The sequence below is a fragment of the Streptomyces sp. NPDC006624 genome (assembly GCF_040611555.1).
Classification (GTDB): Bacteria; Actinomycetota; Actinomycetes; order Streptomycetales; family Streptomycetaceae; genus Streptomyces.
In genome coordinates, this window is sequence record NZ_JBEXOM010000007.1 from 224,236 (window position 1) to 247,128 (window position 22,893).

Annotated in this window: 17 protein-coding genes, 2 tRNA genes and 1 pseudogene; 7 read left to right on the forward strand and 13 right to left on the reverse strand. The window is 70.4% G+C overall.

The window, feature by feature from the left end; translation table 11 throughout:
• Positions 1-5: 5 nt before the first annotated feature.
• The 3 genes from ABZY20_RS16205 to ABZY20_RS16215 form a co-directional block, all read right to left on the reverse strand.
• Positions 6-530, reverse strand: coding sequence for a DinB family protein (locus ABZY20_RS16205; protein WP_356442056.1), 525 nt, complete (start codon positions 528-530; stop codon positions 6-8).
• A gap of 9 nt (positions 531-539) precedes the next feature.
• Positions 540-1,004, reverse strand: coding sequence for a hypothetical protein (locus ABZY20_RS16210; protein WP_356442058.1), 465 nt, complete (start codon positions 1,002-1,004; stop codon positions 540-542).
• A gap of 224 nt (positions 1,005-1,228) precedes the next feature.
• Positions 1,229-2,104, reverse strand: coding sequence for a bifunctional DNA primase/polymerase (locus tag ABZY20_RS16215; RefSeq protein ID WP_356442060.1), 876 nt, complete (start codon positions 2,102-2,104; stop codon positions 1,229-1,231).
• Positions 2,105-2,471: 367 nt separating this feature from the next.
• Here ABZY20_RS16215 and ABZY20_RS16220 point away from each other — a divergent pair, with 367 nt between their 5' ends.
• From ABZY20_RS16220 to ABZY20_RS16230, 3 genes are all read left to right on the forward strand, one after another.
• Positions 2,472-2,795 (forward strand): hypothetical protein, encoded by a 324-nt coding sequence (locus ABZY20_RS16220; protein ID WP_356442062.1) that lies wholly within the window; start codon positions 2,472-2,474, stop codon positions 2,793-2,795.
• A gap of 411 nt (positions 2,796-3,206) precedes the next feature.
• Positions 3,207-3,767 (forward strand): SigE family RNA polymerase sigma factor, encoded by a 561-nt coding sequence (locus ABZY20_RS16225; RefSeq protein WP_356442064.1) that lies wholly within the window; start codon positions 3,207-3,209, stop codon positions 3,765-3,767.
• A gap of 127 nt (positions 3,768-3,894) precedes the next feature.
• The gene (locus ABZY20_RS16230; protein WP_356442066.1) at positions 3,895-5,574 is read left to right on the forward strand and encodes a long-chain fatty acid--CoA ligase; all 1,680 of its coding nucleotides are present in this window, start codon (positions 3,895-3,897) and stop codon (positions 5,572-5,574) included.
• A 271-nt stretch (positions 5,575-5,845) separates the two neighbouring features.
• On the opposite strand, the gene ABZY20_RS16235 is transcribed toward ABZY20_RS16230, so the two are convergent.
• A complete protein-coding gene (locus ABZY20_RS16235; protein WP_356442068.1) occupies positions 5,846-7,045 on the reverse strand; it encodes an MFS transporter in 1,200 nt (399 codons plus the stop codon).
• Positions 7,046-7,174: 129 nt separating this feature from the next.
• On the opposite strand from ABZY20_RS16235, the gene ABZY20_RS16240 reads away from it, so the two are divergent.
• Positions 7,175-7,753, forward strand: coding sequence for a TetR family transcriptional regulator (locus tag ABZY20_RS16240; protein ID WP_356442070.1), 579 nt, complete (start codon positions 7,175-7,177; stop codon positions 7,751-7,753).
• Positions 7,754-7,990: 237 nt separating this feature from the next.
• Here the strand turns inward: ABZY20_RS16240 and ABZY20_RS16245 are convergent, their stop codons facing one another.
• Together ABZY20_RS16245 and ABZY20_RS16250 are read right to left on the reverse strand one after the other, a co-directional pair.
• On the reverse strand, positions 7,991-12,904 hold the full coding sequence (locus ABZY20_RS16245) for a PAS domain-containing protein (protein WP_356442071.1): 4,914 nt from the start codon (positions 12,902-12,904) through the stop codon (positions 7,991-7,993).
• A gap of 302 nt (positions 12,905-13,206) precedes the next feature.
• Positions 13,207-13,716, reverse strand: coding sequence for an SSI family serine proteinase inhibitor (locus ABZY20_RS16250; RefSeq protein ID WP_356442073.1), 510 nt, complete (start codon positions 13,714-13,716; stop codon positions 13,207-13,209).
• Positions 13,717-13,893: 177 nt separating this feature from the next.
• On the opposite strand from ABZY20_RS16250, the gene ABZY20_RS16255 reads away from it, so the two are divergent.
• Together ABZY20_RS16255 and ABZY20_RS16260 are read left to right on the forward strand one after the other, a co-directional pair.
• A tRNA-Ser gene (locus tag ABZY20_RS16255) sits at positions 13,894-13,984 on the forward strand.
• Between the two features lie 186 nt (positions 13,985-14,170).
• A tRNA-Arg gene (locus ABZY20_RS16260) sits at positions 14,171-14,243 on the forward strand.
• Between the two features lie 153 nt (positions 14,244-14,396).
• Here ABZY20_RS16260 and ABZY20_RS16265 read toward each other — a convergent pair.
• The 5 genes and pseudogenes from ABZY20_RS16265 to ABZY20_RS16285 all read right to left on the reverse strand — a co-directional run bounded on the left by ABZY20_RS16265 (position 14,397) and on the right by ABZY20_RS16285 (position 16,759).
• Positions 14,397-14,525 carry a hypothetical protein gene (locus tag ABZY20_RS16265; RefSeq protein ID WP_356442274.1) on the reverse strand — a complete coding sequence of 43 codons (129 nt, stop codon included), beginning with the start codon at positions 14,523-14,525 and terminating at the stop codon, positions 14,397-14,399.
• A gap of 15 nt (positions 14,526-14,540) precedes the next feature.
• Positions 14,541-14,810, reverse strand: a pseudogene (locus ABZY20_RS16270) (tyrosine-type recombinase/integrase); the annotation flags it as partial.
• A gap of 152 nt (positions 14,811-14,962) precedes the next feature.
• Positions 14,963-15,805 carry a protein kinase gene (locus ABZY20_RS16275; protein WP_356442074.1) on the reverse strand — a complete coding sequence of 281 codons (843 nt, stop codon included), beginning with the start codon at positions 15,803-15,805 and terminating at the stop codon, positions 14,963-14,965.
• 71 nt (positions 15,806-15,876) lie between these two features.
• On the reverse strand, positions 15,877-16,320 hold the full coding sequence (locus tag ABZY20_RS16280) for a hypothetical protein (RefSeq protein WP_356442075.1): 444 nt from the start codon (positions 16,318-16,320) through the stop codon (positions 15,877-15,879).
• 208 nt (positions 16,321-16,528) lie between these two features.
• Complete coding sequence (locus ABZY20_RS16285) at positions 16,529-16,759, reverse strand: hypothetical protein (RefSeq protein ID WP_356442077.1); 231 nt, start codon at positions 16,757-16,759, stop codon at positions 16,529-16,531.
• A 124-nt stretch (positions 16,760-16,883) separates the two neighbouring features.
• Between ABZY20_RS16285 and ABZY20_RS16290 the strand changes: the two genes are divergently transcribed.
• Positions 16,884-18,224, forward strand: a complete 1,341-nt coding sequence (locus ABZY20_RS16290; protein WP_356442079.1) for a hypothetical protein — start codon at positions 16,884-16,886, stop codon at positions 18,222-18,224.
• On the opposite strand, the gene ABZY20_RS16295 is transcribed toward ABZY20_RS16290, so the two are convergent.
• Both ABZY20_RS16295 and ABZY20_RS16300 read right to left on the reverse strand, forming a co-directional pair.
• The gene (locus ABZY20_RS16295) at positions 18,202-18,735 is read right to left on the reverse strand and encodes an NUDIX hydrolase (RefSeq protein ID WP_356442081.1); all 534 of its coding nucleotides are present in this window, start codon (positions 18,733-18,735) and stop codon (positions 18,202-18,204) included. The two genes, ABZY20_RS16290 and ABZY20_RS16295, sit on opposite strands and share 23 nt — an antisense overlap.
• Before the next feature lie 721 nt (positions 18,736-19,456).
• Positions 19,457-22,642: a hypothetical protein gene (locus ABZY20_RS16300; RefSeq protein WP_356442082.1), complete on the reverse strand. Its 3,186-nt coding sequence runs from the start codon at positions 22,640-22,642 to the stop codon at positions 19,457-19,459.
• Positions 22,643-22,893 lie beyond the last annotated feature (251 nt).

Below are 22,893 nucleotides of genomic sequence, written 5' to 3' on the forward strand. Positions count from 1 at the left end.
CGCGGTCAGGCCGAAGCCGCCCGCAGCAGGCGCAGTTGGCCGATCTCGGACGCGTTCTTCGTCAGCTCGGTGTTCACCCAGCTCACCATGTGGGCGACCGTGTACCGGGGGTCGTCCGGCCAGGGGAACGGGGCCGTGGCGTCCAGGTCCTCGTCCGTGAGGCCGTCCAGGACAGCCAGCCACTGCGTGCGCAGGCCGCGCAGCCAGTCCACGGCCGGGGCGCCCTCACCGGGCCACACCACGTCCGTGCGGTCGCGGGGCGTGCGGCCCCGCGCGTGGTCCAGGGCGACGCTCCACCACCAGCCGATGTGCCAGCTCACCCAGGCGATGGTCGGGACCGGCACCGGGTCGGGTTCGGTGTCCGCCCAGCCCGGGACCCAGGTGCCGTCGGCCGCCCGGCGCATGGTCCAGCAGAGCTCCGCGGGCTCCCAGAGGAAGTCCTCCGGCTCCAGCCGCTCCAGGTGGTACTCGAACAGGGACCAGGTCAACTCGAACTGCCAGCGCGGCAGTTCCGTACGGGAGACGCTCATCGGACGACCCTACGCAAGCGCCCGCCCGTCCCGGGCCAGTCCCGACCAGTCGAGGTCCCGCAGCGCCGGCTCCGCGTCGCAGCCCGAGGGCAGGCGGGGCGAGGACTGGAACCAGACGACGACCAGGCGCGAGCGGTAGGCGACCGGGTCGCGGGCCGGGTCGAGGGCCGCGGACTGGAACGTGCCGAGGCAGGCCACGGCGGGCAGCACCTCGACGGGGCCGAGGCCGCCCGCGTACTGGTCGGGGTACTCGCGCGGCGGCGGGACCAGATGGACCGGCGCGCCGGGATGGGCCCGCTCGGCCGCGCGCACCAGAGCGCGGATCCGCAGGTCGTTCACCGGCTTGCAGGGATAGCCCTCCCGCATGTGGCCGTACGTCGACGACAGCCGCAGATCGGCGAGGTCCACCGGGCGTCCGGAGGCCAGGACGAGACGGGCCAGCGCCATGGCCGGCGCTTTGGCGTGCTGGTGCATGGGGGTCTTTCGCTGGTCCGGGGAGGGGGCCCTGCTCACGGCACGGCACGGCGGCGGGGACGGCGTCCGGCCCGCGGTGGCGCGGTCTGCGGCGGCGCGGTCGCCCGTGGCACGGGCGCCCGTGGCGCGGTCGCCCGTGGCACGGTCGCCCGTGGCGCGGGCGCCGGTGGCGCGGTCGGAGGCACGCGCGCGGCCCGGCGGCCGCGGGGCCGCACGCGCCGCGCTCACGGCCGGTGCCCGGTCATCCGGGCCGCCGACGCGACGGTCGCCCGCGCCTCCCGCTCGGACAGGCCGGTGTTCAGGGCCGCGTCGACCAGGGCGTCCACGAGCGCGGGTCCGACGCCCTCCTCGTAGGCCCGGCAGGCCGCCCAGAACAGACGGGTGTTGCGCTGGCCCTCGTGCGCGGACAGGACGAACTGGACCAGGCCCTGGCCGTGTCCGCCGCCCGCCGGGGCCGTGGGGTGGCCGGGGTGGTGGGGCCGGGGCGGCGGGATCAGCAGGCGCAGCAGGGAGCGCGGGCACGGCGCGGGCGGCAGGTGGGCCGTGCCCGGGGCGGCGGTGTACACGCCCCGGTCCGTGCGGGAGCCGGGGCCGACGAGGTAGCCGCCGGCGCCCCGGATGTCGATGCCGGGGGCCAGGCGGCCCGCGGAGTTGGGCACGACCTGGTCGGGCGGGCCGGTCAGCCACAGGTGGCGCCCGCCGGACGGGGTCAGGATCACCACCGTCGGCGGGATCGTGAACAGGTGCCGCAGGGCCAGCTCGCGCAGGGCGGCCGAGGAGTCGGTGCCGGTCTTCACGTCCAGGTCGACGCCGATGAGGTGGTGCGGGGGCAGGCCGCAGGCGATGCCGTAGCCGGTCGCCCAGGGGGCGGCGGCGAACAGTTCGCGGATGCGGGCGGGGTCGCTGGAGGCGTCGTGGACGCCGTGTCCGAGGCGGCCGCACTCGCCGTGGCAGGGGGCGGGGTCGGGGTCGTCGCGGTGCGGGGAGCGCAGCGCCGGGAGCTTGGTGCGGGACAGGGGGATGACGGCCAGTCCGCGTTCGGCGGCTGACAGGGCGTGTGCGAGGGCCAGCGTCGTGGCCTGCCGGTCGGTGGTGGCCATGACTCTATTTTCGTACGTGCGTTCGAAAAAGGAAAGAGGGAGCGGTCGCGACGCGCCGGGGGCGTGGTGCCGTGCCCGAAAAGTGCCGGAACGCTTCGTCCCTTGTGGTGCCTGGATGTGGGCGGACCCTTCCGTCCCGTTCCGGGACGGAAGGGCGCGAAGGGGTTTATCGACGTGTCCTCACGCTTGCGTGCGAAGAGTGGCTTCCGAGGTGGTTCACCGGGATCGCGTGGGCAACTCTGGACTCGCGACGTCGAGCACGAAGCCAGGGCCGCCGGCCGACTTCCCTGGTGACAGCAGCACTTCGCGCACTCGACGGCCGCGAGCCGGTGCGTCCAAGGTTCCGAAGTCCTGGAGGGACAACAACATGGCAAGCATCCGTACCGCCCGCGTCATCGCCGCCGTCTCCGCCCTTCCGCTCGCAGCCGCCCTCTTCACCGGTGTCGCGACGGCGGACAACGGCGCCTTCGCGGACAACGGATCCATCGCCGCCGTCACGGAGGCGGAGCAGGGCGTCCTCGGCAGCGGGGTCGGCGGGGACAACTTCGGCAACGCCGCGACCACCCAGCAGCAGGCCGTCGGCGCGGGCGCCTCGAACCAGAGCAACACCGCCCAGGTCAACGGCTCGGCGTTCACGGCCCTCAACCAGGGCAACGACAACACCGCGATCAGCTTCTCCCCGCTGTGGTGAGCCGTGCGGGCCGGTGCACCGGCACCGGCCCGCCGTCCGTGGGGGTGTGCTTCGTGGGGTGACGAGCGTCTGGGCGGCGGTGCTTCTCCGGTACCGCCGCACAGGCGCTCGACCGCGTCCGCGGCCCTTGTACGCACGGCGGGCAGTTGGGGGGAGAGGGAGGCGTACCTGCACGGGGAAAAGGCGGGGTCGCCGTCCGGCAGATCAAGGGAGGGCGCGGGCGTGCCGGCGTCCGGGCTCGTTCTCGCCGCCGGCGGATGAGGCGTCCCGCAGGGGTGAACCCGCACGCTCCCGGCCCCTCCGCTCCACCTACAGGAGGTGCAGCGGGCCCCACCCCTACAACCTGAGGGGGACGCCGCTTCGGCACCTGCGGCCGATCCGCGGGCGCGGCCGCGCTCATAGCGTTGAGCCATGACCACACTCGTCTGCACCACCGCTTCGAAGGCGGCCGCACCAGCGGCGCAGACCCTTCCGTACCCCTCGTTCTCGTCGTACGTCAGGGCCCGTCAGCCGGTGCTGCTGCGGACCGCCCGCTCGCTCACCGGCAATCCGAGCGACGCCGAGGACCTGCTGCAGACCGCCCTCGCCAAGACGTACGTCGCCTGGGAGCGCATCGAGGACCACCGCGCCCTCGACGGGTACGTGCGCCGGGCGCTGCTGAACACGCGGACCTCGCAGTGGCGCAAGCGCAGGGTCGACGAGTTCGCCTGCGAGGAGCTGCCCGAGCCGGACCCGGTGCCCGGCGCCGACGACCCGGCCGAGCGGCAGGCCCTGCGGGACGCGATGTGGCGGGCGATCATGCGGCTGCCCGCCCGGCAGCGGGCGATGGTGGTCCTGCGGTACTACGAGGACCTCAGCGAGGTCCAGACGGCCGAGGTGCTCGGCGTCTCCGTGGGCACGGTGAAATCGGCCGTCTCCCGCGCGCTCGGCAAGCTCCGCGAGGACGCTGAGCTGGGGCTTGTCCGCCGCTGAGGCGCCGCGCCGCCCGTCGGCGGAACGCCCCGGTCCGCATGGCGTGATGTGTTCGATCCCCCGGTGCTAGTGACATACCGCGTGGTATGTGCGCAGAATCAGCGCAACTCTTACCGCCTCGTTGGCAATGCCGCCCCGGGAGGACGCCGTGCTGAGCACCATGCAGGACGTACCGCTGCTGATCTCGAGGATCCTGACCCACGGGTCGACGATCCACGGGACATCACAGGTGACCACCTGGACCGGTGAGGGCGAACCGCACCGCCGCTCCTTCGCCGAGATCGGCGCCCGCGCGGCCCAGCTGGCCCACGCGCTCCGCGACGACCTGGACGTCGCCGCCGACGAGCGCGTCGCGACCCTGGCCTGGAACAACGCGGAGCACGTCGAGGCCTACTTCGCGATCCCGTCCATGGGCGCCGTGCTGCACACCCTGAACCTGCGCCTGCCGGCCGAGCAGCTCGTCTGGATCGTCAACCACGCCGCCGACCGCGTGGTCATCGCCAACGGCTCCCTGCTCCCGCTGCTCGCCCCGCTGCTGCCACACCTGAAGACGGTCGAGCACGTCGTCGTCACCGGGCCCGGGGACCGCTCCCTGCTCGACGGCGCGAACGCCCGGGTGCACGAGTACGAGGACCTGATCGCCGGCAAGCCGACCTCGTACGACTGGCCCGAGCTGGACGAACGCCAGGCCGCCGCCATGTGCTACACCTCCGGCACCACCGGCGACCCCAAGGGCGTGGTCTACAGCCACCGCTCGATCTACCTGCACTCCATGCAGGTCAACATGGCCCAGTCGATGGGCCTGACCGACCAGGACACCTCCCTCGTCGTGGTGCCGCAGTTCCACGTCAACGCCTGGGGCCTGCCGCACGCCACCTTCATGACCGGCGTCAACATGCTGATGCCGGATCGTTTCCTCCAGCCGGCGCCGCTCGCCGCGATGATCGAGAGCGAGAAGCCGACCCACGCCGCCGCCGTCCCCACCATCTGGCAGGGCCTGCTCGCCGAGCTGACCGCGCACCCGCGCGACGTCTCCTCCCTCGGCCAGGTCACGATCGGCGGCGCGGCCTGCCCGCCCTCGCTGATGAAGGCCTTCGACGAGCTCGGCATGCGCGTCTGCCACGCCTGGGGCATGACGGAGACGTCCCCGCTCGGCACCATCGCCCGCCCGCCGGCCGCCGTGATCGGCACGGACGAGGAGTTCGCCTACCGCATCACCCAGGGCCGTTTCCCGGCCGGCGTCGAGGGCCGCCTGACCGGGCCCGACGGTGAACGCCTCCCCTGGGACGGCGAGTCCGCGGGCGAGCTGGAGGTGCGCGGCCCCTGGATCGCGGGCGCCTACTACAACGGCCCCGACGGCGAACCCCTGCGCCCCGCCGACAAGTTCAGCGAGGACGGCTGGCTCAAGACGGGCGACGTCGGCACCATCTCCCCCGACGGCTTCCTCACCCTCACCGACCGGGCCAAGGACGTCATCAAGTCCGGCGGCGAGTGGATCTCCTCCGTGGAGCTGGAGAACGCCCTGATGTCCCACCCGGAGGTCGCCGAGGCGGCGGTCGTCGCCGTCCCCGACGAGAAGTGGGGCGAACGGCCCCTGGCCACGGTCGTCCTCAAGGGGGGCGCCACCGCCACCTTCGAGACCCTGCGCTCCTTCCTCGCGGAGGACGGCGGCATCGCCAAGTGGCAGCTCCCGGAGCGCTGGTCGATCGTCGAGGCGGTCCCGAAGACCAGCGTCGGCAAGTTCGACAAGAAGGTGCTGCGCCGCCGCTACGCGGAGGGGGACCTGGACGTCACGTCCCTCGGCTGACCGCCCACGACCCGCACGGAGCCCTCGGCCGGAGCCGGGGGCTCCGGTCATGCCGGGAGGGGTCGTCGGCCGGCTCGTTGCCGTGGCCGGTCGCGGAGTAGCGGTCGGTCGTGGAGCAGCGGCCGATCGTGAACCAGCGGCCGGTCGTGGAGCAGCGGCCGGTCGTGGAGCAGGGGAGGAAGGCGCGGTCACCGGAACAGACGGTCACCGTTACAGACCCCGCCCCCGCCCGGAACTCATCCCACCGGCCCGGTCCCGGCCGCACCGCGCCTCACCGCCGCGACCAGGTCGTCCCCCACCCGAGCACCAGCCACACCCCGGCCACCCCGCACACCCCGCTCCACCCGAAGTGGCTGTAGGCGGCGCCCGCGAGGGCGGAAGCGGCGGCGCCGCCCGCGAAACCGGCGACGACGTAGGCCGTGTTGGCGGTCGCGGGGGCGGACGTCGCCGTCAGGGCGAGGGTCTGGTTGGCCACGTGGGACGCGACCAGCGCCGCGTGGACCAGGACCGCGGCGGCCGACAACGCCCACAGCACCTGCCCGCCCAGCAGGAACAGCGGCACCGACACGGCGGCCAGCAGATACGCGGACCGCACCACCCGTGCCGCCCCGAACCGGTCCACGAGCCCTCCGGCCAGCGGGGCCACCGCACTCGCCGTCAGCCCGAACAGCCCGAACAACCCGGCGGCAGCGGTGGACAGCCCGTACGCCGGCCCGGTCAGCAGCAGGGCGAGCGAGGTCCACAGCGCGCTCCACGCACCGAACATCCCGGCCTGCCGCACACACGCCCGCCACAGCTCCGGCGAACCCCGCAGCACCGACGGCAGCGCGGCCAGACCCGAGAACAGTGAACCCCCGGCGCGCCGCCGCGACGGCAGCACGGCCGCGGTCGCGAGCCCCAGGGCCAGCGTGAGCACGGCCGCGCCGGCGAACACCCAGCGCCAGCCGAAGGCCTGCCCGGCGAGTCCGCCCAGCACCCGCGCCCCGACGATCCCGGTGAACAGCCCGGCGATGACGGCCGCGACATGACGGGCCCGCCGGTCCGCGGGAGCGCGTTCGGCGACCAGCGGCACCAGCAGCTGCGGTATGACCGTCGCGGCCGAGGCCACGAACACGGCGACCGCGAGCACCCCGGCACCGGGCGCGACCGCACTGGCGGCCAGCGCGAGCGTGGTGACGACTGTCAGGGAGGCGACCAGCCGGCGCCGGTTCACGCTGTCGCCGAGCGGGGCGAAGAACAGCAGGCCGACGGCGTAGCCGAGCTGGGCGACCGAGGCGATCCAGGCGACCGCGGAGGGCGCCGAGCCGAAGTCGCGGGCCATGAGCGAGAGCAGCGGCGCGGCGAGGTAGATGTTGGCGGCGGTGACCGCGCTGCACACCGCGAGCAGGGTGAGGAAGAGACCGGGGGCGGGCGTACGGGTGTGCGGCGCGGTGGCCCTGTCCCGGGCGGAGGTCGTGGTCGCTGACGGCATGAGGGGAGGACTCCTTGGAGTCGGCTCTAGCAACTAACTGGTTGGTTGGACGACGGTGCAACAGTCTGGGCCGCCCTCTCATTCCGTGTCAACCAAACAGTTGGTTACCTGGCGCGCTACCCTCTCCCCATGGCACCAAGGGACCCCGAGGCGACCAGGGCCCGGATCTTCGAGGCGGCGGTCGCCGAGTTCGCCCGGCACGGCATCGCCGGCGCCCGCATCGACCGCATCGCCTCCGAGGCGAAGGCCAACAAGCAGCTGATCTACGCCTACTTCGGCAACAAGGCGGAGCTGTTCGCGATCGTCCTCGAGAAGAAGATGCTCCACCTCGCCGAGGCCGTCCCCGTCGACCCGGACGACATCGAGGGCTGGGTCGACCGCCTGATGGACTACCACGCCGACCACCCGGAGCTGCTGCGCCTGCTCTTCTGGGAGGGCCTGGAGTACGGCAGCACGGAACTGCCCCACGAGTCCGACCGCCAGGAGCACTACGCCCGCAAGGTCGCCGCCCTGCGCGACGGCCAGGAACGGGGCGTCGTCACCGACGCCATCCCGGCGTCCGACCTGCTCTTCCTGCTGACCGCCCTCGCCAACTGGACCGCCGTCGTGCCGCAGATGCGGCGCATCCTGGTCGGCGGCGCGGACCCCGACCGCAACCGCCTGCGCGCCTCGGTGAAGGAGGCGGCCCGCCGGCTCACGGCGCGGTAGCGCACGGGCGCCGGGAGTACGGGCGCCGGGAGCACGGGCACCGGGAGCACGGCGGACGACCCGCCCACCGCGCTCGACATCCGGTGACGGGCGTCCCACGGCCGGGCGCGGCACCGAGAAGACCGATCACCGATCAGGCCCGTCGGGCCAGGACGCCTCCCCCGGACACCCGGGCCGTCTGGTCCTCCGGGCCGTCCGGTCCTTCCGGGCATTCATGATCTTCCGGCCTGTCCGGAACTAGTTGGTCCCGATCCGGCTGAGCAGTTCGACGATCCGGGACTGCACCTCGTCGCTCGTCGACCGCTCCGCGAGGAACAGCACCGTCTCCCCGGACGCCAGCCGCGGCAGGTCGGCCTGGTCGACGGCGGCGGTGTAGACGACGAGCGGCGTGCGGTTGAGCTGCCCGTTCGCCCGCAGCCAGTCCACGATCCCGGCCTGCCGCCGGTGCACCTGCAGCAGGTCCATCACGACCAGGTTGGGCCGGAACTGCCCCGCCAGCGTCACCGCGTCCGCGTCGCTCGCCGCCCGCGCGACCTGCATTCCGCGCCGCTCCAGCGTCGCCGTCAGCGCCAGCGCGATCTCCGCGTGCTCCTCGATGAGCAGGACGCGCGGCGGATGCTGCTCGGTGTCGCGGGGTGCCAGCGCCTTCAGCAGCACCGCCGGGTCCGCGCCGTACGCCGCGTCCCGCGAGGCCTGCCCGAGCCCGGCCGTCACCATCACCGGCACCTCGGCGGCCACGGCGGCCTGCCGCAGCGACTGCAGTGCCGTCCGCGTGATCGGCCCGGTCAGCGGGTCGACGAACAGCGCGGCGGGGAAGGCCGCGATCTGCGCGTCGACCTCCTCGCGCGAGTGCACGATCACCGGCCGGTAGCCGCGGTCGCTCAGCGCCTGCTGCGTACTGACGTCCGGGGCCGGCCACACCAGCAGCCGCCGCGGGTTGTCCAGCGGCTCCGGCGGCAGTTCGTCGTCCATCGGCTGCGGCCGCGGCGGATCGGCCACCTCGACGGCACCGCCCGGCCCGTCCAGCGGCTCGGGGCCCTCGGCGGCGTTCTCGTCCGGCGCGCCTATGGCGTACGACCGTCCGCCGCCCTCCGTCATCGGCGCGAGCCGCGACTGCCCCGCGAGGGACGGCTGTGCCGGGACGGGCGCGGGCACCGGGGCCGGGGCGGCAACCGGCGGGGGCGTCGGCTCCGCCTTCGGGTGCGGTCGCGCGGACTGCTCCGCACGCCCCGCCTGCTCCGGCCGGGGTGCGGCCTCGCCCCGCCCCGTCTGCTCCGTGCGCGTCGCCGGGTCCGGCGGCGTACCGAGCTTGCGGCGCCGGCCCGAGCCGCCCGGCTGGTGCGGGGGAGGCGTCGCCGACGGCTGCTGGACCTGGGCCGCCTGCCGGTTGAACGGCACGCCCTGCCCCAGCGTCCGCACGCTGATCGCCCGGCCCTGGGTCGAGTTCGGGTCGACGGGCACCGCGGTCTCGGCGGGCAGCGGCTGAGCGGCCCGCGCGGCGCCCTCGAGGGGCAGCGGCGTACCCGGCGCCGGGGTGTTCTGCTGCGGCGCCGGCTGCTGCGCGGCACCCCCTCCCGAGGCGTCGGCGGCGGGCCAGGCCTGCGCGACGGGGGCGGACGGACCAGGGGTCGCCTGCCCAGGGACCGCTTGCTGTCCCGGAACCGCCTCGGCGGGGAGCGGCTGCCCGGCGGAGGTGTGCTGCTCCGGCACGGGCACGCCCTGCTGCGGCAGCGGCTGAGCGGCCTGCCCCTGCGCCGGCACCTGCAGCACCTGCCCGGGAAGCGCCGCCTGCACACTGTGCCCGAGCCCGCCTTGAGCGGGGACGGACCCGCCCGGGGCCGGAGCGGGGATGCCCTGCGGGGGTACGGCGACGCCCTGGGGCGGGACCGCGGTTCCTTGCGGAGGTACGGCGGTGCCCTGGGGCGGTACGGCGAGACCCTGCGGCGGGACCGCGGCGCCCTGCGGGGGGACCGCGGTGCCCTGCGGGGGCACGGCCGCACCTTGCGGGGGCAGGGCCGCGCCCTGCGGCGGTACGGCGACACCGTTCGGCGGGACTGCGGCGCCGTGCGGCTGGGGGGTGTCGCCCTGCCGGACGTTTCCATGAGGCGCGTTCGCCTGCGGAGGCACGGCGGCCGAACCCGGCGCGTTCTGCCCGGCGGCCTGCACGGGCGCGCCCTGCTCACCAGCCGTAGGCACCGAACCCGTGGGCATGGCCCCCGCAGGCAGAGCCCCCGGCGGCACAGCATTCACCGGTACGCCCCCCGCCGGTACGCCCCCCGCCGGTACGGCACCCGGCGCCACGGCACCCGCCCCGGCCCCCGGCACGGGACCCGCCGGACCGGCCACCGCCGCACCCGCCTGCTGAACACCACCCGGCACGGGAACCGGCTGACCGGCCCCGGGCGCGGCCGCGGGGGCGTGAGGAACCGCGGGTGCGCCGGGCACAGCCCCCTGCGCCCCGGCCGCTTCCGCCTCCGCGGGCTGCGGCACCGCGGGCTGCGGCGCCGCCACGGCACGCCGCCGGCGTCCGGTCGGCGCGCTCGTCGGATGCGGCTGCGGCGGAGTGTGATCGGCGGACTGGTCGTGCGGAACGGCGTCGTGCCGCCCCTCCTCGACCGCCCCCGCGGCGTCCGCGCCCGCACCAGCGGAACCGGGAGCCGCCACGGCCCCCTGCTCCTGTGCCGCCTGCGGCACCTCCCGCCCCTGCTGCCCGGCCGGTCCGGACTGCCTGGCCGGTCCGGCCGGTCCCGCCTGTTCGGCCGGTCCGGCCGGGCTCGTCTGATCTGCCTCGGCCGGCGGCAGCGCGAACACCTGACGCGGCCCCGCCGCCTCCTGCGCGGCCGCGGCACGCTCGTTGGCCGCGGCGAGCGCCCGCCGCCGGCGTCCGGTCGGCTGAGGCGCCTGCCCCTGGGCCGCCACCGCGTCGCCCGCGTCACCCGCCGCGCCCGCCGCGTCCGCGCCCTCACCGGACGACGGAGCGGGCAGCGCGGGCGGCAGCGCGTGCTGCTCACCGGGCTCACGCCGGGCCCGCCGCCCGGACGGCGCGGGCACGCCCTGCGGCGGCACGGTCCCGCCCAGCGCCGTGTTCGAAGCGGCGGCCCCGGCCGCGTGCTCGGCGGCCGTGACGACGGCTCCCTCGGAGACACCCTGGACGGCACTCCCGAGAGCCCCCGCCGCGGCGGCGGCAGCAGCGGCGTCCTCGGCGGCACGCCCGCGCCGCCGCCCGGTGCCGCCGGACGTGGGCTGCTCACCGGATGCCTGGGCCGGCAGAGCGGCCGGCTCCCCGGCGGCCCGGCGCCTGCGCCGCCCGGTGGGCGCGGGGCCCTCGGCGCCGGAAGGACCGGTCTCCTCGCCCTCGCCGCCCGGCACATCGCCGTCCAGGAAGGCGTCGGTGGAGGCCCGGCGCGCCCGGCGCCGCCCCCCACCGGAGGTCTGCTCGTCGGGAACGGCGACCGCGGCCTCGTGCACGGGCTGCGCGGCGACCGCCCCGGCCCCGCCGCCGATGGGCACCTCCAGGACGTAGGCGCTGCCGCTCATCCCGGGCACTTCGTGCGTCTGCAGCACGCCGCCGTGGGCCCGGACGATCCCGCGCACGATCGGCTCGTGCACGGTGTCGCCGCCGGCGTACGGCCCGCGCACCTCGATGCGTACGCCCTCGCCGCGCTGCGCCGCCGCCACCACGACGGTGTTGTCCAGGTAACCGCCCGCCGACACGGGCGTGTTGCCGGTCGCGTCGACGCCCGCCACGTCCGCGACGAGATGCGCGAGGGCGGTCGCGAGCAGCCGGGGGTCGACCTCGGCCTCGATGGGCGGCGCGTGCACGGCGAACTGCACCCGCCCGGGTCCGATGAGCTCGACGGCCCCGTCGACACCGGCGGCGACGACGGCGTCCAGCATCACCTTCGTACGGGAGACGCTCTCGCTGCCGGCGTCGAGCCGCTGGTAGCCGAGGACGTTGTCGATCAGGGTCGTGATGCGCGAGTAGCCGGCCGACAGGTGGTGCAGCACCTGGTTGGCCTCGGGCCACAGCTGACCGGCGTCGTCGGCGGCGAGCGCGGCCAGCTCGCGGCGCAGCTCCTCCAGTGGCCCGCGCAGGGACCGGCCGAGCAGGGTCAGCAGCTGGTCGTGCCGGGCGGCGAGCGCCTCGTAGCGGTCCTTCTCCCGCTCCCCGAGCGCGGCGTACCGCTCCTCGTTCGCGGCGAGCTCCTCGGCGTGCCGCTCGCGCAGCTCCTCCAGCTCGGTGACGTGCCGCTGGCGCAGGGCGGTCAGCTCGGAGGCGTGCTCCTCGGCGATCCGCTCCAGCTCCTCGGCGTGGGCCTTGTCGGCCGCCTCCTTCTCCTCGACCACGGCGTCGAACGGCCGCCGGTCGGAGAAGGTCATGACGGCGCCCACGAGCTGGTCGCCGTCCCGCACGGGCGCGGTCGTCAGGTCGACCGGCACCTTCCCGCCGTCCTTGGCGTACAGCACCTGCCCGCGCACCCGGTGCTTGCGCCCGGAGCGCAGGGTGTCGGCGAGCGGGGACTCGTCGTACGGGAAGGGCGAGCCGTCGGCCCGTGAGTGCAGTACGAGCGTGTGCAGCTCACGGCCGCCGAGGTCACTGGCGCGGTAGCCCAGTATCTGGGCGGCGGCCGGGTTGACGAGGACGATCCGTCCGTCGGTGTCGGTGCCGACCACGCCCTCGGACGCGGCCCGCAGGATCATCTCGGTCTGCCGCTGCGACCGCGCGAGTTCCGCCTCGGTGTCCACGGTCCCGGACAGGTCGCGCACGACGAGCATGAGCAGCTCGTCGCCGGTGTAGCCGTAACCGTCGTACGCCTGCTGCCCGTTCTCCAGATTCGCACTGGTGACCTCGACGGGGAACTCGCTGCCGTCGGTCCGGCGGGCGACCATCCGGGTCGGCTTGGTCCGGGCGCGGGGGTCGAGGTGCTCGGGGCGGCGCATGGAGCCGGGGATGAGCTTGGAGTCGAACTGCGGCAGCAGATCGAGCAGCCCGCGCCCCACCAGGGCGGTCCCCGGGGTCTCGAAGGCCTCCAGGGCGATGGTGTTGGCGTTGACGACCGTCCCGTTGGCGTTGACCAGCACCAAGGCGTCGGGAAGGGCGTCCAGTATGGCTGCGAGGCGAGCAGCGCCTCGGGATGGCCTGCTGCTCACGAGACGCTTCCTCCCTGTTACCGCACCTTGCCGACCGCTCGGGCCATCTTGCCAACCGTCCCGCAGCGTGTCACGCGAGGGAGTCTAAGGGCTGGGGTTGCGCTCGCGACGCCGGATGAGAGCGAGGTCGCACGAGGAAGTGACCCCGAACTGACGACCGGGTAACCCGAAACGCCCGCCCTCCTGCGACGACGTCGCGGGACCTTCGCGAGACCTTTACGAGGGCGGCGTTTCTGTACCTTTCGGCCGGGCCGGCGGAATGGGGGCGGGATGTGGCGCAAAGGGCGCCCCGTCCCGCCCTCTCAGGCCCCGTCCCCGGCGTTCAGGTCGGGCAGCAGCGGGACGAGGCGGTCCCAGCGGGCGATCTGGCAGCCGTCGCGGCGGTCGTAGGTCGCGTCGACCCGGCGGCCGGACCAGGTGCCGGTGACGTGCGCGGTGGCGGGGCCGCCGTACTGCATCGTGCAGAAGCCGTCCCGGGGCGCGGGTGCGAAGAGGTCCCTGCCCCACCGCGTGTCCCGCTCCAGCGCCGCGCAGGCGCCGCGCGGGTCGGGGTGGCTGCCGCCCTCGGGGTCGCAGTACAGCTCGAAGGTCCCGTCGGCGCCGCCGGCGTTCTTCACGGTGACGGTGAGGTGGTCCCGCTGCGGGCCGTCACCGATCCGGGCCGGCGACGGCAGGCCCACGCCGTCGGCCTGGGCGTGCGCGGCGGGGGTCACGCCGGCCAGGGACCCGACGGCGGCGAAGGAGGCGGCGGCGCCGAGGAGGAGGCGCCGCAGGGCGGGGCGGGTGGTGGCCCGGGGGGTGGCATACGACATGCCCTGACTAACGCCGGCGGCCCCCAGACGTTGCGCGGGCCCGCTCACACCCCCGGCGACAAGGGCTTTGCCCTGCGCCCTTCCCGCCTAGTACCGTGGGGGTCGATTGGTGACAGCACGCTCGACTGTGTCATCATCGGCACGCACCGACTCGCGCTCGCGCGTGAGGATGTGCCTGGAGGCGTCGCCTAGTCCGGTCTATGGCGCCGCACTGCTAATGCGGTTTGGGCCTTAAAGCCCATCGAGGGTTCAAATCCCTCCGCCTCCGCACTCGATCACGAAGCCCCGGTCACCCGACCGGGGCTTCGCTGTCGTTCCCCCCTCGATCCGGCCGTTTGCCCAGGTCACAAGGGGTGCGGCCAATGGATTTCACATGGCGGCGGCAGTCATGTAATGTTCTTCCTGTCGCCGCGAGCGAGCCGGAAGGCCCGAGAGCGGCGATAAAACAGAACAAGCACTCGTAGCTTAACGGATAGAGCATCTGACTACGGATCAGAAGGTTGCAGGTTCGAATCCTGCCGAGTGCACAGCACGTCAGAGGCCCTGTGGAGTGATCCACAGGGCCTCTGGCTTTTGTCTTGACGGCAGTGTTTGACGGCAACCGCTGTCGCGGGCCGATCAGAGGGCTACGAGCACACCTTCGGGGCCGCCGTCATCGTCCGGATCGTTGCCGTCATCCCTCAGTGCGTCCGCAGCGCGGTCGAAGACGGACTGCGGTCGACGACGGACCGCTGGGAGTCGAGCCGTACGAACGTGCAGATGTCCATGGTCACGCGGATGGAGCTGTGGCCGAGGACCTCCATGATCATGCGGGCGTCGGCGCCCTGCTCGTGGAGCAGCGAGACGCAGGTGTGGCGCAGGTCGTGGAAGCGGACCCTGTGGACGCCGACACGGACGCACAGCCCTTCAAAGGAGCGGTTCAGGTGGCGCGGTTTGATGGGGGTGCCGTTCTTCGTGGTGAAGACAAGGTCCCCTGAGCCGTCCCTTCCACGTCGATCACCAGCACCAGGACGGAACGCATCAGGCGCCGTACCACCAGTGCGCCGTACCACCAGACCGCCCGAAGCGCACCCACGCTCGGCCGTCGGAATCACAGGTCATGGCGGCAACGCTCATCTCGTACCCAGTGCAGGCCGTGTCGTCTGGAAGCAGCGTGTTTGAGCCCGGCGGGAGGTTGCTGGAAGCACACGTGGCGGGTGCTTGTTCGGTTCGCCCGTTGAGTGAGCGCCGCCGGGCGAACCGAGTTCTAGAGGCCGCTAAGGGCCTGGCCCACCTCGTAGATGGTCGGCCGGTCCTCGGGAGCATGGCTGAGCATCGCCTCGATCAACTCGCCCAGCACGCCGGGCACCATGACGGGGCGCCGTCTGCCGTCGGCCACAGCTTGTCTCTGCACGGGGCGTGGAGCGTCGTCCGGGTACTCCACAGCCCGCCAGCCGGTGGCCGAGATGAGCAGGGATGCTCCAAGGGCATAGACGTCTGCCTCCGGGGTGGGCTCGGCTTCCCCAGTGGCGAGCACACTGCGTGCGATCTCCGGGGCCTCGTAGTGGACGAGGCAACCGCGGAACGGGAAGTCGTACCCGTCGGGGACGTGTCCGCCCCGGGCTAGAGCCAGATCGATCAGATGCGTCCGCTCCGGCCCGATGATGAAGTGGGCGGGCTGCACATCGCCGTGGGCCCAACCTTTGGCGTGCAGCTCGGCCAGCACCTCCACACAACCCAGTGCCACGCTGGCGTGTGGAGCGACGGACGAGCCTTCGGCACGGCAGGGATCCCACAGCCGGTACAGGTCCGGCCCTTCGTGCCATGGCTGGAAGTTCCACGTCCCGCGCTCCCATTCTCCGTACGCGAAGTCGTCGAAGCCGAGGCGATGCAGTACGGCACCCTCACGTGCGGGCGCGAGGGCGGTCCAGGGCTGGGCGGGCCAGTCGGCCGTAGCCTCGATCGGATAGCCGACCTTGACGGCGTAGTGACCTCGATGGCTCTGCACCTCCCAGACCATGGAGCCCCGGCGGTTCAGGACCAAGCGCTGAGACGTGGGCATCAGGGCGTCGAGCACCACGATCGGCAGTTCAGAGGGTGAGCCGGACAACGTCAGTTCTCCTTCCGGGCGAACGCGGCCGACCACGAGTCGAGGCCGGCCGCGCCGCTGCTGTCGTGTTGCTACGCCTGGCCGTACGGGCGGCCGCAGTCGGCGTCGCACTGGGCCAGGTTCGTGCCGTCCACGGTCCACAGGTCGTCGAAGACCATGAAGCCCGCAGTCTTCATGGCGCGCGCCGAAGCGGCGACCTGCTCCGGATCACGGGCCCCACCACCGGGCTTGGGGTTGTGGTGCAGGAAGCGGCCCGCGTACCGGTCGCACAGCTCGGTGTACTCCTTCGTGTGCAGGATGAGCGCGTGAAGGCCCAGGTCCACGTCGTCCGACGGGACCATGGGGACGGTGGCGGTGGCCGCGGTGACCAAGAAGGCCACTGCCTGGTCCGCGATGCGCTCGGCTCGCTCGGGTGGCTGGCCGTTGTGGACGACCACGAAGTGGGCGAGGCTTCGGAACAGCTCCTCACCGGCCACCGCGCGGCCGGTCCTCTGGTCGTTCGCCGTTGCCGTCATGCGAGTACTCCCTCTTTGGGTGGTGGAGCGTGGCACTTACGGGGTTGGGAGGCCGCCCCGAACGGGGGTGGGGGAACCGGGGTATGAACACCCCGTCCGGGGCGACCGGTCTACTGGCCGACAGCGAGGGCCATGCCGATCACCAGGCCACACGACCCGCTGATCATGATGATGAAGAGGACTCCCGCGTATCGGCCGATGGCGCGCATCACAGGCCGTCCCTGCTGTTGCCGTTCCTGATGGCCAGGCGTGCGCTCAGTTCCTCCCGTGCACTGGGCCGCACCACCTTGTCCGGCATGGCGTCCCACTCCCGACCGCCGCCGATGGGCCGTATCTGCACTCGGCCGCCGAGCTCACCCATGACGATGCCGATACGTCCCTTGGCGGTGTCCTTCGCCAGTTCACCGATGCCTGGTCTGGTCTGCTCCTTGCTCGCCATGAAAGGAGCATCGCGATCAGAGGGCCGCCGCCGAAAGGTCAGGCTGATTACCCAACTTGGGTAATATCGCCGGAAGTAGAGAACCAGCGACGTTGCGTAGCCCTCGCAGTGTGGGAGCTTGCCGATGCCAGAGCCGGACCGGCCGCAGGAACTGCCGGCCAGGCTGCTCACCGATCCCGAGATGATCGATGCGTGTCGGGTCCGGGACTTCGCCAGAGTCTTCCGACTGGTGAAGGTCAGGGCGGGGATCTATCCGTCGATGATCGCCCGGCGTTGTGACCTGACGCCGAGCCGCGTGGGCGAAGTCATCGCTGGTCGACGTCAGTTGCAGCACATGGATGTCATCGAGCGCATCTCAGACGGTTTGCGCATCCCAGGAGACATGCTCGGGCTTGCCCGCCGAGCGTGGGAGACGCCCCAGGCACTCGTGGTCGACGAGCGCGAGGCGCCTCAGGTACCGGAGCCGGAGCAGCAAGCCGCCGCATCTCTTCCAGGTCCCGATGTCGACAGCATCTTGGCCCTGGCCACGCGAACCAGCCTGAATAAGGCCACGCTTGACGCCTTCCGTTCCTCCATCGAGGACTACTGGCGACGAGACGACCAGCACGGCGGCGAGGCACTGCGGCCAGCCATTGTCGGCCAGCTCCGTCATGTCGTCGGACTCTTGAAGGAGAGCCGACCACCGTCCATCCAGGATGGTCTGTACGGCATCGCGGCCGAGCTGGCACGCCTTACGGGTTGGACCTACTTCGACGCCCGCCAGTACAACCAGGCCCGCGCCTACTTCACCGAGGCCCTGCAGCTGGCGAAGGAGATCGGCGACCGGCAGTTCATGGCCAACGTCCTCGCCTGCATGAGCTTGCAGGCGACCTACCAGGACAAGCCCGCGGACTCGTTGGCACTTGTGACCGCAGCCCAGGATCAGGCTCGGTCAGCACTCGGCAGCACGCCGCGCGTTATGTCAATGCTGGCTATGCGGGAAGCATTCGCCCACGCCACCCTCGGCAACCGTGATGACACGCACCGGGCGATTGGGGAAGCGCACAGCCAATTCGAGCAGATCGGGGCGAGCGATCCGGACCCCTCATGGGTGACCTACTTCGACGAGCCGAAGCTCATTGTGGACACGGGCATCGCCCACGGCCGTCTGGGCGAAGCGTCGACCGCCGAACCCTTGATCGCCGATGCCCTGCGGCGGGAGCACCACACCAACCAGCGAGGCCGCGCGTTCCACTCGTTCTGGCTGGCTCGCACGCAGCTGGACCAGGGCAAGCTTGACGAGGCGTGCCACACCGCCACGCAAGCCCTTGAGCCCGCATCGGCGGTGGCTTCAGAGCGAGTGTTAGGACACCTCAGGGAGTTCTACGACCAGTTGGCCCCACACAGGCAGGAGCCCGTAGCCCTTGCTTTCGAGGCGCGGCTACGGGAACTCCTCCCGCCAGTCAGCGGATCACTTCATCCATGAGCAGGTAGAGCAGACCCACGAGTGAGCCGCTGCTCACGATCTCGCGGCGGTCTATCATCCCGCGCACCTCTGAGAGGGGGATCCACTCGATGCGGTCGGACTCGTTCTTCTCCGTGGGAGGACCGGAGTACGTGGCGCCGTCGATGCGGAAGACGTGGTGCTGCGAGTCGGTGATCCCGTTCGCCGGCTCGGCATAGATCAGGGGCTTGATGGGCCCGGGGCGCCAGCCGGTCTCTTCCAAGACTTCGCGGGCAGCCGCTTCTTCCGGGGTCTCGCCGTCGTCGACCAGGCCCATGGGCAGTTCCCAAGCCCACGAGTCCGTGATGAAGCGGTGCCGCCACATCATCAGGACCTCTTGGCGGTCATTGACCACGGCGGCAACGGCCAGGTGCCGGAGGCGGACGACGTGGTACTCCCACCTACGTCCGTCAGGCTGCTGGACGTCGACCAGACACAGATTCACCCAAGGGTTGGTGTAGACCTGACGCTCACCGTGGGTCTTCCACTCCATACCTGCAGCCCCTCTCGATCGGTCTCCAGGATCTCAGATCGATCGAGGGCCAGATGCATGTTCTCCTCTTTTCGCGTCACCTTGACGAGATGTGCCGCCCAGGACCCGATCCCGGTCAGGACTGATCGGCAGGCGGACGATCCGCGCGGCCGGTTCGCGGCCTCTGCGGGCTCAGCTGCTTTCACCGTCGTTCACCCCCTGTAGCCCGCTCGATCTGGTGCGCTTGTGGTGGGGTCACCTGTGATCTCCGCGTCGCAGGCGGGATGTCTTGCGGCTCCGCGGGCAGGCGCGCTGGAAGCAGGCCTCGCCCTATGGAGAGCCGGTGATGGTGAGCAGCGCCCCCTGCCCGCCGACGGTCGTGAGGAAGTGGTGGCACGGCTGGAGCGGGAAAGTGCGTGGGGCCCCGGCAGCGAATCTGCGACACCCGCTGTAGGAGTTCGATCTTCCCTAGGCCTGGTCGGGGGCTGGCCTCGTGAAACGGGCGCAGTACGTGGCTGCCGTGTGCCGCACGCCGTCCGGGGACGCTGATGTCAGCGGAACAGCTCGGGACATCGGGCAGGCCCCCGCGGGATCCACCAGCCGGTCGGCCCAGCGCCACCAAGCATGCTGACAGCAACAGCGCCAGGTAGGTTCGCCGGCCATTGTTTTTCCGCTTGGCGAGGACGAAGCCGTCGAATTTCATCGGTGGCCCCATCAGCCTCACGGCGGGGACGGGTCCACATCAGGACTTGGGGCGCACGCCATCGTCGCACCCCTGACAATCTTCGATATCCATGGCATTTACCGTCCTGCAGTCATTGCAGCTCCAATGTGTCGGCGCAGGCAAGACCTGTTCCGCTTCCTCCGGTCGGACCGACAGATCAACGTCTCGGCCCAGCGCTCCCAAGATCGACCCATCGGCGTCAAGTTCCGGTGCTACTGAGACGACCATCTTGGCTGCGTATCGGTAATCTGCTGAATCCGAGGACGCCGCCTCGGCCAGCAACGACATGCGTTGATCGCCCGCAGTCATGATGGCCACCGTATAAAACAAGCCCGCCCTAAATCGCGACCAACTCGACATCTCCCTATTGAATAGCTCACGGCTATCCCACGGAACATCTTCTCCCTTCAAATTTATTAGCACATCCGCTGACGCCCATGCCAACCAGGAGGAATCGGCTTCGAGGCATGCCAGCAAAATCGACTTCTGATCGGTAGTGAGAACTTTCTCCAAATCGGGCAGCAAGGAGGGCTTCACCAGTGGCGTTGTGCTGGCGACAAGCCAATCATCAAGGGTAGAGGAAGATTCGATCGTCTGCTGAAGATGAAGTGCTTGGTTGACTACTGCAGGCTTGTCGATACCGTACGCTTCCGCTGTTGCATTGAGCCAGGCGCGGCGAAGCTCTGAGGTGTCATGGATCAAGGCCCGATCAATCGCGGTCACCGGGGAATCTGAGTATCCAGTCGCAGCGAGCAGGTCGCCGATATCGGTGAGGGACCACAGGCCCTCGCTCGTCGTTTCCGCGGGCGGTTCTCCAAGCGAAATCAGATCAGATAGCAGTGCCGCCCTGCCTTCCCTGATGCTGGAAAACCAGCCCCGCATTCCTGCAGTAAATCCTTTCCAGCGTCGACTTGTGTCAACACCTGCACGTGCGAGTGCAGTGAAGATTCGCTCAGCGATGCGCCCAGGCGCGTGCATCGCAATCTCGAACACGCGCTCACCTGAGTTATCTGGAAGCTCGCTGAGATGTTCAACTGCAGCCAAAGCGACCTGTGCCAGGCCGGGCGTGAGGCGGCCACCACTGACCATTTGAAACCTCCGCCGACCTTTCTGGACAACCTCTGACTTTTCCGGAAGAGGGGCGGCAAGAAGTTTCTCGACCGCAGCGATACCTGCCGCACTCAACGGAGATGTGTCCGTTCGTGCGTCCGCCAACTCGCAGAGCGCGATTGCCACTACTTCGGCACTATCATCGAGCTCGGCACTTCTTATCAGGTCAGCCCGCCGCTCTCTCAATGCTGGCGGCAGCGCGAGTAGGCAAGCAGATTCCACAAAAGGCCACGGACCTGCATCGCGCGTTTTATCCCAGATGGTCGGGAACCATTCCGGGGGATTGCTAGGGCCACGCTTGGCGGGCGGTTCGCCCTCGAGAGACGTGACGACTCCATTCTCAAGTTCACCCAGTGTGCGTTCAATTTCGTTGCTGGAAAGCGTCACGACTCCTCGGACTGCGAAATCAGCCACCATGAGAATGGCCTCTGGCCGAGGAGAGGCTCCCACTTCGAGGAGCGCCTCAGTCATCCGGGGATCAAGTCCGGAAGCGAGCGCAATCGCACCATCAGAGTCCGTGTAGTCGAGGGCTTGGCGCAGCCAGTCAAGCAATTCATTCCGGTCGGAATCCCTTGCCCACATGGCCGTAGCAATCTCGGCAAACACCTTGCTTCGAGTGGTAAGTTCGCCTGCGGCGTTCACAACGAATACAGCAACATGCTCGTCCCAGAAGCGGAGCACGTGCTCTGCTACCTCCGACGCGGCAGCAGGCGACAGCGCCCAGTGATCGGGGTCCCTCAGCATCTCGCTCAGGGAATCAAGCGCCTCTTCACGTGTAGGAGTTGCTCCGCCGTCCAGGAGTCGTCCGAGCGTAACGAACCCGCGGAGCAACATACTCGTTGTCAGCTCGGGTGACCAGGGCCGAGCTGGGTTAAGGGTCTCCCGCAGTTGTTCCCACCTTGCAACGGACTGCTCTACCGCTCGATGCAGCAATGCCGCGCGCCCTTTGGGAAGATCCGCATCTGATGCGTTCGCGCAAATAAGCGCCAACAAGATAGCCAGCAGTGGCACCGTGAGAAGGTGTTCGTGCTGTTCCTTAGCGTCCTTAATCCAGGCGCGTCGCGTCGCCAACCATGTAGCTCGATTGGACTCAGAGAGCCGAATGTCAGCACATGCAATGAGGACGCTGTCGACCGTCTCGCTAAGGTCCTTCGGGCACGTGAGTTCTACTCGCGGCAGCCCAAGGCGAGTAGCTGGGTTCTGAGCATTCGCTCGTGTTGTCAAGACGAAGCCGCAATTCGGATGCAGAGAAGTAACGATCCTAGCGAGCTGTTGCGCGACCCATGAGGCACGAGCGCCGCATTCATCGAGTCCGTCGCATAGGATGATCGCGTTCCCTTTCGCGATTTCATCAGTCAGATATTCAGCAAGCGGCGTATGCTCCAGGCTCGATACGGCACCCGATGCGGCGCAATCGATTATACCGTCGATAGTCAGTCGTTCTGACTGGTGTTTCAACAAACGCGGCAGCGGCACGAGAATCGGGGTGGGGGCGGCAGGGTGGCTTGCGCAGTGGGCCGCAATCTCACGCATCGCCACTGACTTGCCTGATCCCGGCTGACCAACAATGAGCATGCGTCGCCAACGCCTTAGATATTGAAGGAGAAAGTGCGACGTGCGCTCACCTTCAATGTCAATCTGGAGGCCGCCGATGAGATCGTCGACCACAATAGGCGGTAGATCCTCAGCAAGCAGGCTGAGGTCGATCCGTCCAGCATCTTCCGTGAGTTGGGCGAGGTAGCTATTGACCGCATTCAAGCGGGAGGTCACGCGCATGGCAGCTGGACCTCCCGGGTCCGAAATAACAGTCAAGCCTACACTGTTTAGCGTAACGACCCAGTCGTCGATCGTGCTCCCGAGCGCTTCGCCTGCTTGCCCATGAAAGTAATCAGCTAGGGCACTCACAGCACGCTGCCCCTGCAGGCCGACAACTACAAAGTCCATCAAGGCCGCCAGGAGATCTCGGTGCGATGACGGTGCCGTTGAGTTGGGTAGATGCAGGACGCGCGCCCGATCGAGCACCAGCTCGCGCACATTCCCGGGGAGTAGGTCGGAAAGAAGATCGAACGCTTCCCTCTCTTCGCGAGTCTCCATGCGTAGGCTCGCACGGTGGCGTCGCAAAGCTCGCTCAAGGTTCTTTATCGGGCCGACGAGTTCCTCGCCGGCGATGACTAGAAGGTCATCAGGGCCCATCATTGGAACCTGCCCCACCCAGCCGGCCACTGTCTCCTCAAGTGGTCGCCCACGGTCAATTTTCCGCTTCGCGGACACGTACGCTCGACGTCCATCAGAAAAGGTGACTCGGATATCGTCAGTAGGATCACTGGTCTCGAAATCCAGCCGAA